The 13,416-nt window shown below is 52.4% G+C and carries 9 protein-coding genes; 4 read left to right on the top strand and 5 right to left on the bottom strand.

Annotated features, from left to right (window positions below):
* The first annotated feature begins 104 nt into the window (after window positions 1-104).
* A complete protein-coding gene (locus IRJ17_RS17555; RefSeq protein WP_242771249.1) occupies window positions 105-1,979 on the top strand; it encodes a sigma-54-dependent Fis family transcriptional regulator in 1,875 nt (624 codons plus the stop codon).
* 135 nt (window positions 1,980-2,114) lie between these two features.
* On the opposite strand, the gene IRJ17_RS17550 is transcribed toward IRJ17_RS17555, so the two are convergent.
* A complete protein-coding gene (locus IRJ17_RS17550; RefSeq protein ID WP_122966518.1) occupies window positions 2,115-3,047 on the bottom strand; it encodes a response regulator in 933 nt (310 codons plus the stop codon).
* Window positions 3,025-4,353, bottom strand: a complete 1,329-nt coding sequence (locus IRJ17_RS17545; protein WP_122966410.1) for a sensor histidine kinase — start codon at window positions 4,351-4,353, stop codon at window positions 3,025-3,027. Before IRJ17_RS17545 ends, IRJ17_RS17550 begins: the two co-directional genes overlap by 23 nt.
* 298 nt (window positions 4,354-4,651) lie before the next feature.
* Between IRJ17_RS17545 and IRJ17_RS17540 the strand changes: the two genes are divergently transcribed.
* Both IRJ17_RS17540 and IRJ17_RS17535 read left to right on the top strand, forming a co-directional pair.
* A complete protein-coding gene (locus IRJ17_RS17540) occupies window positions 4,652-5,596 on the top strand; it encodes a glutaminase (protein ID WP_173599825.1) in 945 nt (314 codons plus the stop codon).
* Between the two features lie 26 nt (window positions 5,597-5,622).
* Window positions 5,623-7,050, top strand: coding sequence for an alanine/glycine:cation symporter family protein (locus tag IRJ17_RS17535; RefSeq protein ID WP_122966408.1), 1,428 nt, complete (start codon window positions 5,623-5,625; stop codon window positions 7,048-7,050).
* Window positions 7,051-7,281: 231 nt separating this feature from the next.
* Here IRJ17_RS17535 and IRJ17_RS17530 read toward each other — a convergent pair whose 3' ends face one another.
* The 3 genes from IRJ17_RS17530 to gnd all read right to left on the bottom strand — a co-directional run bounded on the left by IRJ17_RS17530 (window position 7,282) and on the right by gnd (window position 12,239).
* Window positions 7,282-9,873, bottom strand: coding sequence for a metallophosphoesterase (locus tag IRJ17_RS17530; protein WP_242771246.1), 2,592 nt, complete (start codon window positions 9,871-9,873; stop codon window positions 7,282-7,284).
* Window positions 9,874-9,876: 3 nt separating this feature from the next.
* Window positions 9,877-11,142, bottom strand: a complete 1,266-nt coding sequence (locus tag IRJ17_RS17525; protein ID WP_242771243.1) for a class I SAM-dependent methyltransferase — start codon at window positions 11,140-11,142, stop codon at window positions 9,877-9,879.
* A 200-nt stretch (window positions 11,143-11,342) separates the two neighbouring features.
* Complete coding sequence (gene gnd, locus IRJ17_RS17520) at window positions 11,343-12,239, bottom strand: phosphogluconate dehydrogenase (NAD(+)-dependent, decarboxylating) (RefSeq protein WP_173599805.1); 897 nt, start codon at window positions 12,237-12,239, stop codon at window positions 11,343-11,345.
* 246 nt (window positions 12,240-12,485) lie between these two features.
* Here gnd and IRJ17_RS17515 point away from each other — a divergent pair, with 246 nt between their 5' ends.
* A complete protein-coding gene (locus tag IRJ17_RS17515; protein WP_122966404.1) occupies window positions 12,486-13,355 on the top strand; it encodes a MurR/RpiR family transcriptional regulator in 870 nt (289 codons plus the stop codon).
* Window positions 13,356-13,416: the final 61 nt, after the last annotated feature.

Genomic DNA, 13,416 nt, shown 5'->3' with positions numbered 1-13,416 from the left:
TGCTCCATTTTTGCGATACAATTGCTCCATTGCCCATTGTAGTTTGAAAATTGTGGTAATATAGAAAGGAAGGTCTTATTTTCTCTGCTAGAGGGGGAAATCGTTTGCTGGAACCCACCAATGCGTTGCTGAAAAAGTCGTGGGAGCGAAGCCGGATCAATGGGGTTAATGCGTTGACAGCAAAGGATGCCATACTGGAAGAAACCCAGTTTCGGCAATACAGGGAACAAAAAGAAGAGTTTATGAGAACGATGGACCCAACCATGGAGCGATTGGCTTATTGGCTGAAAAGCTCCTACTCGATCGTCGCCCTCTGCGATACGTCGGGCTACATCCTGGAGAGCAAAGGCGATCCTGTCTTCCTCAAGGACACGGAAAAAATCCAGGTCCATCACGGCGCCTGCTGGTCTGAGCAGGTGCGCGGAACCAACTCGGCGGGGACAGTCATTGTGGAACAAAAACCGCTGGCGGTCGTCGGAAAAGACCACTATCTTGACTCCAACCATATGTTGTATTGCGCCGCCTCCCCGATTTTCGGACCGCAGGGCGAGCTGGTAGCTGTGCTCGATATTAGCGGACATGCGGCGATGTACCACCCTTCCTTACTGGGCATGGTCGATGTGATGGCGCGCAAAGTGGAAGATTGGCTGCTCATCCATCGTCCCGATCGGCAGATGGTCATCTCGCTCTATCCGGAGAAAAACGCCAAGCACCACGCGCTGCTGGCCGTCAATCAGGACGGAATCGTCACGGGCGGCAACCGCGAAGCGCACCAACTGCTGCGCGGAAACAGGCAGCGGCTGGAACAGGTGCATGTGACAGAGCTAGTAGCAGACATCGAGTCTTTGCTAGGCAGGCAAAAAGACATTTCCACTCCCCGTTCCCTCCCCCTGCTCACAAAAGGGGGCGGGGAACATCACTGGCAGGCTTCCGTTCTGCTTGATACGCGTCCACCGCAGATCGCCGCAAGCCCTCCATCCTCCAAACCGAAGGCGAGGCCGCTCCGGGCAAATCGGACAGGTCTCACCTCTTTTGATGACTTATACGGCACAGACGATGCCTTTCTCGCGGCCATTCGGCTTGCCAAGCGGGCAGCCAAAACGGAATATACGGTTATGCTGTTTGGCGAAAGCGGCTCAGGCAAAGACGTCGTCAGCCAGGCGATTCATCTGGCAAGCGAGCGTGCGGACAAGCCTTTTGTCGCGATCAACTGCGGGGCGATTCCGAAAAGTTTGCTAGAAAGCGAGCTGTTCGGCTACGAGCCGGGAGCGTTTACCGGAGCCAAACAGACCGGACAGCCGGGAAAATTCGAACAAGCTCACCAAGGGACACTGTTCCTCGACGAAATAGCCGAGATGCCGTCCGAGATGCAAGTGGCGCTTTTGCGCGTGCTGCAAGATTTCACCGTCTATCGGGTAGGCGGAACGAAGCCGATTCACGTCGATGTGCGGATCATTACGGCTACGCACACCGATTTGTGGCAAAAAGTGCAGGAAGGCAGCTTCCGCGCTGACTTGTTTTACCGACTGCAAGGCGTTCAGGTCACACTGCCGCCGTTGCGGGAGCGTGCAGATCGGCTACAGCTCGCCCAGTTGCTGCTGCACGGCATCGAAGCCCAGTTGGGCACAGGGCCGCTTGCGCTTGGAACCAGTGCCAAAAAGCTGATCGAGAGCTACAGTTGGCCGGGAAACGTGCGTCAGCTTGCGGCCGCCCTGCGCGAAGCGGCTTTTCTGTCGGAGGGAGGCAAAATTGAGCGGGAGCGCTTCCCTGCCTACATTTTGTCCAGCTTTTCTGCCAAGCCCGCCGAGGGACAAATAAGCGATGCTCAAAAAGAACGAACCCAATCTGGCAAGAGCGACATGGTCGACGTATTTTTGCAGACGGGCGGCAACATCTCCGAGACGGCGCGCATTCTCGGAATTGGCAGAAATACCGTCTACCGCAAGCTGAAAAAGCTGATGGAAAAGGACGGGACGTAAGAGTCAGTCGAGACGGGAGTCCGCGTGTCCGGTTGTCCGACAGCAAAAAGCCCTGATCGAGTGGTCAGGGCTTTTTGCGTGACATGTCACGGCAAGTACGGCTTCTTGTGCCGTCGCTTTGCGTCTTTACGCTTGCTATGCTTCTGCCTGGATTCGTTTGGCTTCGGCATAAAGAACTTGAATAAATTTTTTCATGTTGATGCGAATGTCCGAAGCAGTGGCCGTTTTATTTTTCAGCTCGGCCATTTTTTTCCACACAAACGTAAAATCGAAAAACTGGGAAGCGTAATTTTCAAATTTCCAGTTCGACAGATCGGACAAGCCTAGCGATGCCAAATGATTCAAGGACTGATAGATCGCTCTTCTGACCCGCTGCTCGGACGCTTTGACGACTTTCATGACTTGTGTTTCATCCGCGGCAGTTCCCAGTCTGGCTTGGGCAACCGCGACAAAAATTTCTTTGAGCGCTGGAAAGCCGCTTTTCAGCGTATGCTTCTGCTCCCATTCGTTCAAGTAGTCGAGAATGTCAAGCAAATCGTTGCTGCCGTTCTCTCCGGCAATCCCCAGCTCGGACAAAAGGAATTGCCCCGCCTCGCGCAACTGTTTGCCGCTTTTGCTCGCCCGGTTCTGGCTGCCAAGCCCTTGATCCAGTTGCAAGACCGAATGCAGCGATTTTTGGATATCCTGAATCGATTTTTCCAGCCGGATTTTTTCGATGACTTTTTGCAATATCGTCACCACTTCGATCCGGTTGACTGGCTTAATAATGTAGTATTCGCTGCCGAGCGAGTAAGCCTGGGCGATCAAATCTTTTGACTCCATCTGCGAGATCATCACGATCTTGCCTTTGAAGACAGGCCGAATTTGGCGAATCGTTTCAATCCCGTCGCGCTCGGGCATGAGCAGATCAATCAGGACGATGTCGACATGTTTCATCGTCAGCATATGACCGTCAACGAGCGCTCCGTCCTCGGCCTCGCCGACCACTTCCCCCAAGTTCTCATCCTCGATAATTTCTGTCAGCATCAGGCGCACAGCTTCATCGTCATCGATTAAGTAAAAGTGCATCGTCTCCCTCTTTCTCCCTCACAAGATTGATCGGCAAGCGGATGACAAATTCCGTTCCTTTTCCCGCCGCGCCGTCTCCGACAACCAGCTCTCCTTGCAGCTCGTCCACCATCTCTTTTACATAAGAAAGACCGATTCCCGTAGAAGGTGCTCCTTTGTCGTCGTATTTGGTCGTGAATCCAGGCTTGAACAGGAGCTTTTTGCGCCTGGGCGGAACACCCGGGCCGTCGTCGGCAATTTTGATCTCGACAAACTCTTTGTCCCGGTTCACCTGGATCAAGATGCTCCCCGTCTTCTGGATCGCCTCGACGGCATTGGCGACGATGTTGTTGATCAACGACATCAAGGTAAACACGTGATAGGGCGGGTGTTCTCCAGAAATCAGGCAAGTAAACTCGATGTTTTTCCCGAGCAGGCTCGCGTACTTCCGCTGGGAGCGCACGATGATGTCTGCCAACTGATGAATATCCATAAAATCCGTCCGATTTTCGTGGGTAATCAGTTTTTGCAGCCCGGCAAAAATTCGCTGGTTGTCTTTTTTGATTTCATGCACTTCTCCTGCAATAATCAGCGCCTGTCGCGCAAACGAGTCGACGGAAGCTTGTTCAAGCCCGTCTTTTTGCGCTTGCAGGCGCTGGTACAGCTCGAACGACTTGACCGTGATGTTCTCCGCATTTTGCAGCGTCTTTTTCAGATGAATCGACTCTTCGTACAGATTGGAAATGAGCATCAGCATATGCTCGTGCTGCGCGCGGGTCTGTTTTTCCCGGGCTTGCGTCTCGTACAGTCGGATCATATTCAGAAAGCTGAGCACGACGAAGCTGTGCGAGAGCGCAATCACGAACATCTCTTGCAGCGAACTCCAGGTCACGACGATGTGAAACAGCACATACTGCGATAGCAGCTCGACCAGATCGGCTACGACCTCAATGACCATCCCGATTCCGCCGATGATCAATGTCCGCTCGCGGAACCGCTCCATTCGGATCACATAAAAAAGCAGCGAATACGAAAAGTAGAAAAAAAAGCTCGAATAGTGCTCTTGCATCGAAGCAGCCAAATGAAACGGGCTGTGCGTGTACGAGTCGAGCAGCAAGCGAAAGCCGACGACAGACAGTCCGGTCAAAAACCCGGGCAACACCGCCGGAAGCCGCTGGAACAAAAGCAAGAAGAAGAAAAAGGTCGGCGCGCCGAAGCTGATCCGAAACGTCTCGTTGACCGGATAAAATTTCAGTTCGCCTGCCAGCGGAACCGTGATCAGCATGAGTGCCAGGATGTAGCCATCCTTTTTTAATGGGGAATGCATGCGCCACTTTCCCCTCCCTGTTGGATTGCTGTAGGGTTTGTCACTTTTTTCCCCTTACTATTCTTATCCATAAAACACGTAAACGACAAGTATAGAAAAAATATTTATATAAATGCGTGAAAGCTTTTGTTGGTTTTTGTTTGATTTTGTAGGTTGGTTTTAAAGTGTTCAATATACGATTTTTGCGTGGCGTGGAAGCGCTTTCGCTCCTTGACAAACAGGCTTACAGTACAGGATTTGGGGGGAACGGGGTTTGTTTCAAACAGCAACATCGACAAACAAATGGGAAGCACAGCAGGTGACAGAACATCTGCAACGGTGGGTCGCCTACCATCGCGAGCAAGCTTCAGAGGGTGCATGCGCCAGTTACATTCCCGCTTTGCGGCGAGCAGACCCGACACAGCTCGGCATTTGCATGGTCGGCCCTTCCGGAAACAAAGTGACGGCTGGTGACTGGGAAGTTCCTTTCACCATGCAGAGCATTTCCAAGGTCGTCAGCTTTATCGCAGCTTGCTGTCACCACGGCATGACTTACGTGCTCGATCGCGTGGACGTGGAGCCGACGGGAGATGCGTTCAACTCGATTATCCGTCTGGAGATGCACAAGCCAGGCAAGCCGTTCAACCCGATGATCAATGCGGGCGCCATTACCGTCTCCTCGCTTTTGCCAGGAAGTACGCCGGAACAAAAACTGCACTATTTATACGCAATTTTCCAAAATATTACAGATTCGGCTCCTGTCATTAACGAGGAAGTGTTCGTCTCGGAGTGGATGCATTCACACCGAAACCGTGCGCTGGCGCATTACCTGAAAGACACAGGGTATCTGGATTGCGAAGTCGAGGAAGCGCTGGAAGTGTATTTAAAACAGTGCTCCATTCAGGTCAATACGGAGCAGATCGCGCTGATCGGCCTGGTTTTGGCGCTGGACGGCTATCACCCGTTGCGCGGCGAGCAAGTTTTGCCCAAAGAAGTCGTGCGCTTGGCAAAAGCGTTGATGCTCACTTGCGGCATGTACGACGCTTCCGGCAAATTTGCTGCCTATGTGGGGCTTCCGGCCAAAAGCGGCGTGTCTGGCGGGATTATGACACTCGTTCCTCCCAACCTGAGATCACAATCCCCTTTTCCCGGCGGCTGCGGCATCGGCATTTTTGGCCCGGCCATCGACTCATGCGGAAACAGCGTGGCAGGTGTATCCCTGTTGAAGCAGATCGTGCATGAGTGGGATATCAGCATTTTTTAATCCATCTATCCAATCGAGGTGACAACATGCAACAATTTCTGTTAGATGTAACAGCGTCCATCAACGATTTTTTCTGGTCTTATGTTCTGATCGTCATGCTGGTTGTGCTCGGTCTGTTCTTCTCGTTCAAAGGCCGTTTCCTGCAAGTCCGCATGATCAAAGACATGCTCCAAGCGATTCGCGAAGGGAAAAAAGGGTCTGCCGACAGCATCTCTCCTTTCCAAGCTTTCTGTATCAGTATGGCCGCGCGTGTCGGTACCGGAAACATTACGGGAATTGCCATCGCCGTAGCGCTCGGCGGTCCTGGCGCGGTTTTCTGGATGTGGGTCATTGCGATCATCGGTTCTGCCTCTGCCTTCGTGGAAAGCACGCTGGCGCAAGTGTATAAAATCAAAGACAAAGACGGTTTCCGCGGCGGTCCTGCCTACTACATGGAAAAAGGACTGAACAAGCGGTGGATGGGTGCCCTGTTTGCGGTATTGATCACCTTGTCTTTCGGTCTGGTGTTCAACGCGGTGCAGTCCAACACGATTACGCTCGCTTTTGAAAACTCGTTCGGAACAGATCGGCTGACGATCGGCCTGATCATGACCATCGCCTTTGCTGCGATCATTTTCGGCGGAGTGAAGCGCATCGCGAAAATGTCCGAGTATATCGTCATCGTGCTTGCGATTTTGTACATTGGCGTTGCCCTGTTTATCGTCATGATGAACATTACGAAAATGCCGGAAATGATTGCCCTGATTGTGAAAAGTGCCTTTGGCCTGGAGCAGGTTGCTGGCGGTACGCTGGGAGCTGCGCTCATGCACGGGGTCAAACGCGGTTTGTTCTCCAACGAAGCAGGTATGGGTAGCGCACCGAACGCCGCAGCTACGGCTACGACGAGCCACCCTGTCAAGCAAGGTCTGATTCAGGCGTTCGGCGTTCTGACAGACACGCTGATCATTTGCACAAGCACGGCTTTCATCATCTTGCTTTCCGGCGCGTACAAGCAGTCCGATCTGAGCGGCATCGAGCTTTCCCAAGCGGCTCTGTCCATCCACCTCGGCGATTGGGCGTCGGCTACTCTCGCTGTCATGGTCTTCCTGTTCGCTTTCAGTACGTTGATCGGGAACTACTACTACGGTGAAACGAACATCGAGTTTTTGAAAACGAGCAAATTGTGGCTCATGCTCTATCGTGTCAGCGTATTGGCAATGGTTTTGTTCGGAGCGGTCGCCAAAGTGCAACTCGTTTGGGACTTGGCTGACTTGTTCATGGGGCTGATGGTCGTGGTCAACCTGATTGCGATTTTCATGCTCTCCAAAGTCGCCTTTGCCGCCTTGCGCGATTATCAGGAGCAGAAAAAAGCAGGCAAAGACCCTGTGTTCTACAAAGACAGCATCCCTGGTCTGGAAAATGCGGACGCATGGGAAGCCGCTCCTGTTGCTAAGAAAAACGAGCACGCGAGCTAACCACTTTTCCGTTTTCCACTAACAAAAAGAAGCCTGATCATGTGACAGGCTTCTTTTTCATGTGTCCGGCTCTTTCTCGTTCAAGCTTTGTATCCGCTCAGGCAAATCCACCAAACGGGGAAAACCAACTCTCCCTCTGATTCGTCCGCATGCCATGTCTTTGCCACAAAATGGAGGTCGCTCCTTCGTTGCTCAAAGGCGGACTTGCTTCTTTTCGTATGCGCCCTCCCCCTACAGACGAGGGTCGATCTCTTTTTCCTGCGCGACTTCAAACAGCATCGTCGCCACGGTTTGCTGGTACGCTTTGTTCTCTGGTGAAATATCCGCCAGCTTGACGCGCAGCATGCTTTGGCCCAGCTCGTGCTCTTTTTGGGCGGTGCGCAGTTTTTGCCCGATGTGCTTCTGTTTCACCAGCTTGCGATATTTGTGCGGGAAACGGTAATCGTAGCCGTAAATGATCGACAAATATTCGGGATTTCGCACCTTCATCGCCGGAACTGTCTTGCCATTCGGCAGCTCGGGCTTGATGACGATCCCTTCCATTTGCTGCTCCAGTGTCGTCGTTTGGAAAAAACGGGCGGCTTGTTCATACGCCCTGTCTGCGTCGTCCAGATCAATCACGGTGCACGCATCTTCACTGACAAAGCGGTACCACTCAGAAGTTCGGCCATCGGGAAGCCGCTCTTCTCCATTGGCATCAATCAACTTGAGCACAGCAAACGGCTTGAAGGCAAGCTCGCCAGACTCTCCGTACAGGACAAGCTGCTTTTCATAAGTCGCATAGGCAGCCAGGTGCTGATCGAGCGGAACCAAGCTGTCTTTGATTTCGCGGACGTGCTTGTAGTTTTGGTACAACGTCGGGCCGTACTGGGCTGCCAACGCGTTTTTCGGGAGATGAAACTGTTCTTTTGCAAATCCGCTGGCGTCGTATTCCCCGATCAGCTTGTGGAGCGCCTGTTCAAAACCGTGCTCCTGCAAGTAAGTCAGCTCGCTTTGCAGAGCGGCACCGATCGGTTTGAACTGCTTTTCGATCAGCCCTTCACCGATTGCCCTCCATGGCAGCAATTCGCCGTCAAGCAGCAGCATCTCTACCTGATTTTCTTCCATATACGCTGCGAATTTGGCAAGCAACTGTTCATAAATCGGGGTTAAATCCACCTGCTTGATCTTGTAGCCGTTGCGGCTGACCGCGAAGCAATGCTCCATCGTCCGATGCAAATACACATTGCAGCGCGAGCCCATGTATTTAGGCTGAAGCACCACTTCTTTTACCCCGCGCTCGGCAAAATAGCGCAGTCCCGCTTGCAGCGACTCCAGCTCGCCTGTCGCTTCGTCCTTGTCTGCCGGGGGCATCGTCCCGGAAATGAAATTGATTTTATGTTGCAGGCAGTAATCAAGTCGACGAACTTCTTCGCTGGCAAGCTCGGCAAGTGACACCTCCCGCTTCGCCTGGAACAAGGTCGGCAATGCTTCGGTAATCGCCGCATGTGTGGAGCGCTCTGTTTTGTACTGCGGTCTGTGTGTGATCATGACGGAGGTCAGCGCATTTCCGTGCACGCATCCCGTATCGAGATGAATTTTGTTTTTCAAACGAAACGCCTGCTTCGCCGCTACGTGTCCGAACAAGTGATACGGCTGGTTGCTCACCGCTTCTTCAGCCAAAAAGGTCAGTTGTTGTTCGAGCGCATCCGTCCGGTCAATCCGGATGTTGCGCTGATTGCGAGCGGCAATCGTGTCGAGCTTGCCGATGTATTTGTTTGCGCATGGCGCATGTGTCACGTAATAGGACGGACCTGTAAGCGACTGGACGCGGTAAAACGGCTGCGAAATCGCGTACAACTGGTTGAACTTTTCGTGCAATCGCGGATCGGCGCGCAATACGGCGACAGAGTCGAAGTACGTCTCCAACAACGTCGGCTCCGCGCCCTTGATTTTTCCTTGCAAAAAGTGGTAGACAAAATACTCGTGATTGCCCAGCACGAACAGAAAATGCTCCTGATTGTCGTACAAAAATTCGATGATCTCGCGAGTTTGCTTGCCTTTATCAATCCAGTCGCCAGCGAGTATCACCTGCGTGTCGCGGACTTTGTCTGTCGGAACAAGCCGATTGTCCTTCAGCTCGTATCCGTAGGCGACAAGCAGCCTTTTCAGTTCTTGGACACACTCATGCACATCGCCAACGATGATGTACTTTTTGTCTGGGGCAAGAATCGTAGCCAAATAGTCTGCCTTGTTTTCGATGTGCACCTCATAGGAAGTCGCGCCATTTGTCCCGTGCTCTGCCGCAGCAAAATCTTTGGCCCGGATTCGGTGTATTTTGGCGTACCCTTCTTTGGACAAGGCGCGCAGCACTTCTTTTTTCAGCCGCAGGATGTGGCTCGAAATCAGCTTTTTCGACCGCTCGGAGGCGTAATAATCCTCGCGCTTGTGGTAATCGAATAAGATGACTTCCACGTTGTAATGATTTTCCTTCGCGATCTCCCGGACACGCGCGCGAAAATCTTCGGCCAGGCCCGTCGTGTCGACGACCACGAAAGGCGCGTTAATCGGGAAAGACGTGACCAGCCGCAGCTTTTCGAACAGGAGGCGAAACGCTTGTTCACTCGCTTCCAGCATGACCTGATCGTACTTGTCGTACGCATACCCGAGCAGTTCCTGGCGCAATTGATCCGAAGAGATGTACGCCACATTGGCTTGCAGCCGTTTCCCCGCATCCGCGATTCCAAGCTGCGGGATCAGCACTTGCTGGGCAAACGTCGTCTTCCCGCATTCGGTCGGGCCGACGAGCATGAAAATCGTATGGACGTTCGTCGATATACGCATCGGTTACGCCCTCCTTTTTCTGAGAATGACACCTTGTGTCGTCGGCATTCCGTTGACCTGATCGCCGATTTTGACAAACTCGCCCTCGACACCAGCCTTTTGCATGATCTCGTTCATCCACGTCTGGAAAGCTTGCTCGCCCATCTCCCATTTGTGGTCGTCGTGCCGCAAACCGGACAATTCGTAGTATGGATTGAAATCCGCATTCGGTGTCGTGATGATAAAGCTCGCGAAATCGACCTCGCGGCAAAGCTGCAAAATCAATGCTCTCGCCTCTTTCGTGCTCATGTGCTCGATCACTTCGGTCAAGATGATGTCGACCTGCTCGCCATTGTATTCGAGCAAAAACGAATCGACGGAAGGAAACAGGACGATATTGTCGACCTCTTTCGCCACGGCTTTCCGGTTGACCAGTTCCAGCCGCTCTTCGTCAATATCGACCGCGTAATAGCAATGCGCCAGCTTCCCGGCAAAAGCAAGGGCGTAAAATCCTTCGCCGCAGCCGACATCCAAAATCGGGCGCGAAAAGGGCAGCTGTCCCGCAATAAAGTTTCTGCGCTGCATGCCCGTGCTGCCATACTCCAGATGCATCTCGTAACGATCCGTCTGTTCGAGAGCAGCCTTGTATTTGCGATAATGCTCCCGCTTGGGCAAAAAGTTTCGCGAGAACAGGCTGCGAATATAGAAAGGCGCGTCCATCGCCTGGATGCTCTTGCTGTATTTGTCGAGCAAGCTGTCGGAAATATCGAGGTGCTCTTTGCCGAACGTCGCCAAAAACAGGCAGAGCACGCTGGTCACTTGCAGCAGGTCGTGCAAGCTTTTTTGCGTCCGAATGGTCAACGCGTAGCTTTTGTCGGCCCTGTGCTCGATTTCGAAGGAAAAGTCTTTGACGTGATTTTGAAAAAAGGCAATGTAGCGCACCAGCTCGATATGAACCATGTTGATGAAAAAAGTATGCGTGTAGCCTGCAACGTCCCGTTCATCCCGCGATTTCAACGGTGCCGAAAAGTATTCGCCAATCGCATGAAGCGGAAACAAAGGCGTGTTATAGCGCGACAGGTTCAAGTATTCAAAATGCTCGTGTTCATACTGTTTATAGGATATTTCGTTGTCGGCATCTTTAAAATAAACGTGGTAGCGGGAAGCATCCGAGTACCACCCGTAGGCGATTCCTTTGCGCACCGACCGCAGCGATAGTCCGGTCGCCGGATTTTTTTTGATCAGAAACGAAAAATCCGGATTGGTGGATTGCAATGATACGATAGCCATCTGTTCTCTCTCCTTCCAGCCAAGCTTGCTTTGTTGTATTTCCATCTTCTTCTATTTGGCTGGACGTGAACAGGGCAGAAGTATTACGATTCACCTTTCCTTTTAGCGATAGGCACAAAAAAAGAACCTGCTTGCACAGGTTCTTGCGTCGTTATTTCTTCGTCAAGGCGTTGACGACATCGTCATCCTTTTTGGTGCTGTTATTTCTTTTCTACCGCATGTCCGCCAAATTCGTTGCGCAGCGCAGCGACAACTTTGCCGTGGAAGGCATCCTCGTCCAGCGAGCGATAGCGCATGAGCAGCGACATCGCGATCACAGGAGTGGCTGCTTGCAGGTCGAGCGCCGTTTCCAGCGTCCATTTTCCTTCGCCGGAAGAGTGCATGACGCCGCGAATGTCATCGAGCTTGGCGTCTTTGCGGAAGGCGCGCTCCGTCAAGTCCATCAGCCAGCCGCGGATGACAGAGCCGTTCGCCCACACGCGGGCCACTTCGGCGAAATCGTAGTTGTACTGGCTTTTTTCCAGCACCTCGAAGCCTTCCCCGATCGCTTGCATCATTCCGTACTCGATCCCGTTGTGAATCATTTTCAAAAAGTGACCGCTGCCCGCATCGCCCGTGTACAAGTAGCCCTTGTCCACGTTGATGTCGCGAATCATCGGTTCGATGTGGGCGAACGCTTCCCGATCCCCGCCGATCATCATACATGCCCCGTGGCGAGCGCCTTCCATTCCGCCGCTTGTGCCTGCATCGAGAAAATGAATGCCATTGGCTTTCAACCGTTCGTAGCGCTCTACAGATTGCTTGTAATGCGAGTTACCGCCGTCGATGACGATATCGCCGGGAGCGAGAATCATAGACAGCTGATCAACCAGCTGGTCGACAATCTCCCCTGCCGGAACCATCAGCCAGATGACGCGCGGCGTGTCCAGCTTCGCTACCGCATCCTCGACAGAAGCAGCCGGAATCGCTCCTTCGCGGCTCAGTTCTTCCGCACGGCTTTTATCTACGTCGTAAGCGACAACCTCATGTTGATGAGAAAGCAAATTGAGTGTCAGATTGTACCCCATTTTACCTAGACCGAGAATCGCAAGTTTCATTCGCGTACGTCACTCCTTTTGGGATGAACTCTGTTAGTTTGTATTATAAGACAAAAATTTTCATCTTTCATCAGAAATGAAGAAAATTTTTTTGAAACTAGGAAACGACCGTCTGTTTCTCCTATACTAGCAAGTAGGAAATCATTGCATTTGCCCTGCACGAGCCTTTTTGGCAATATCTTTTGCTGAAATATAGATGGCATTCCAGTACGATTCAATTCAATTCAATTCAGGAGGTCGCATTTCATGCCAGATACAACGTCACACACGCCTGTCAGTGTGCTTGCGCAGCTGCGCGCCATTTACACACAGTTAAGCGGCAAAGAACAGCAGATTGCCGATTACATTTTGCAGCATGCCAATCAAATCGTTCATTTCTCCATTACCGAGCTGGCCGATCAGTGCCAGTGCGCGGACGCGACGGTCTTTCGGCTTTGTCGGCGGCTCGGTTTTCGCGGGTACCAGGCGTTTAAAATCGCGCTGGCCAGCGAAGTGACCAATCCAAAGCAAACGATCTACCAGGAGATCAATCTGGATGACGACGACATCGGCGCGATTGCCGAAAAAATTTTCACCGCGAATCTGGAAACATTGCGGGACACCCTGCAAATCATCAACAAGGATGAGCTGCTCAAAATCGTCTCCTGCCTGGAAAAAGCGACTCGTATTGAATTTTACGGCTCTGGCGGCTCGGCTGCGATCGCCCAAGACGCCTACCACAAATTCATGCGGACAGGCATTCCCTGTATTCATCACTCGGATGCCCACTATCAGGTCATGTCCGCTTCGCTGCTGACGGAAGGCGCGGTAGCCGTAGGTTTCTCCCACTCCGGCTCCAACAAAGATATTTTGGCAGCCCTGCGCGTAGCCAAGGAGCGCGGCGCCAAAACGATTGGCATTACGAGCTACGGCAAGTCTCCCCTCGTCCGTCTCGCCGACATGTGCTTGTACACGACTTCGCGGGAAACCGTTTTTCGCACGGAAGCTTTGTCTTCCCGCCTCGCCCAGCTCAGCCTGATCGATTTGCTGTACGTGGCGGTTTCCTTGCGCAGACAGGACGATACGATCTCCAACATTCAGCATATCCGAGAAGCTATCTCGCTCAAACGCCTGTGATCAGGCGTTTTTCTTTTTCCCTCCCAAACCACCAAACGGCTATTTTTGGTAATACTATCGA

This window comes from Brevibacillus parabrevis (assembly GCF_022701015.1).
GTDB classification, from domain to species: domain Bacteria; phylum Bacillota; class Bacilli; order Brevibacillales; family Brevibacillaceae; genus Brevibacillus; species Brevibacillus parabrevis.
The sequence above is the reverse complement of the archived record's forward strand: the minus strand, read 5'-3'. Positions and strand labels throughout refer to the sequence as shown.

Excerpts from the sequence above, each read along its gene's own strand:
- IRJ17_RS17545 (WP_122966410.1), bottom strand. The coding sequence starts at position 4,353 with ATGCATTCCCCATTAAAAAAGGATGGCTACATCCTGGCACTCATGCTG.
- IRJ17_RS17530 (WP_242771246.1), bottom strand. The coding sequence starts at position 9,873 with ATGCGTATATCGACGAACGTCCATACGATTTTCATGCTCGTCGGCCCG.
- IRJ17_RS17515 (WP_122966404.1), top strand. The coding sequence starts at position 12,486 with ATGCCAGATACAACGTCACACACGCCTGTCAGTGTGCTTGCGCAGCTG.
- IRJ17_RS17535 (WP_122966408.1), top strand. The coding sequence starts at position 5,623 with ATGCAACAATTTCTGTTAGATGTAACAGCGTCCATCAACGATTTTTTC.
- gnd (WP_173599805.1), bottom strand. The coding sequence starts at position 12,239 with ATGAAACTTGCGATTCTCGGTCTAGGTAAAATGGGGTACAATCTGACA.
- IRJ17_RS17550 (WP_122966518.1), bottom strand. The coding sequence starts at position 3,047 with ATGCACTTTTACTTAATCGATGACGATGAAGCTGTGCGCCTGATGCTG.
- IRJ17_RS17525 (WP_242771243.1), bottom strand. The coding sequence starts at position 11,142 with ATGGCTATCGTATCATTGCAATCCACCAATCCGGATTTTTCGTTTCTG.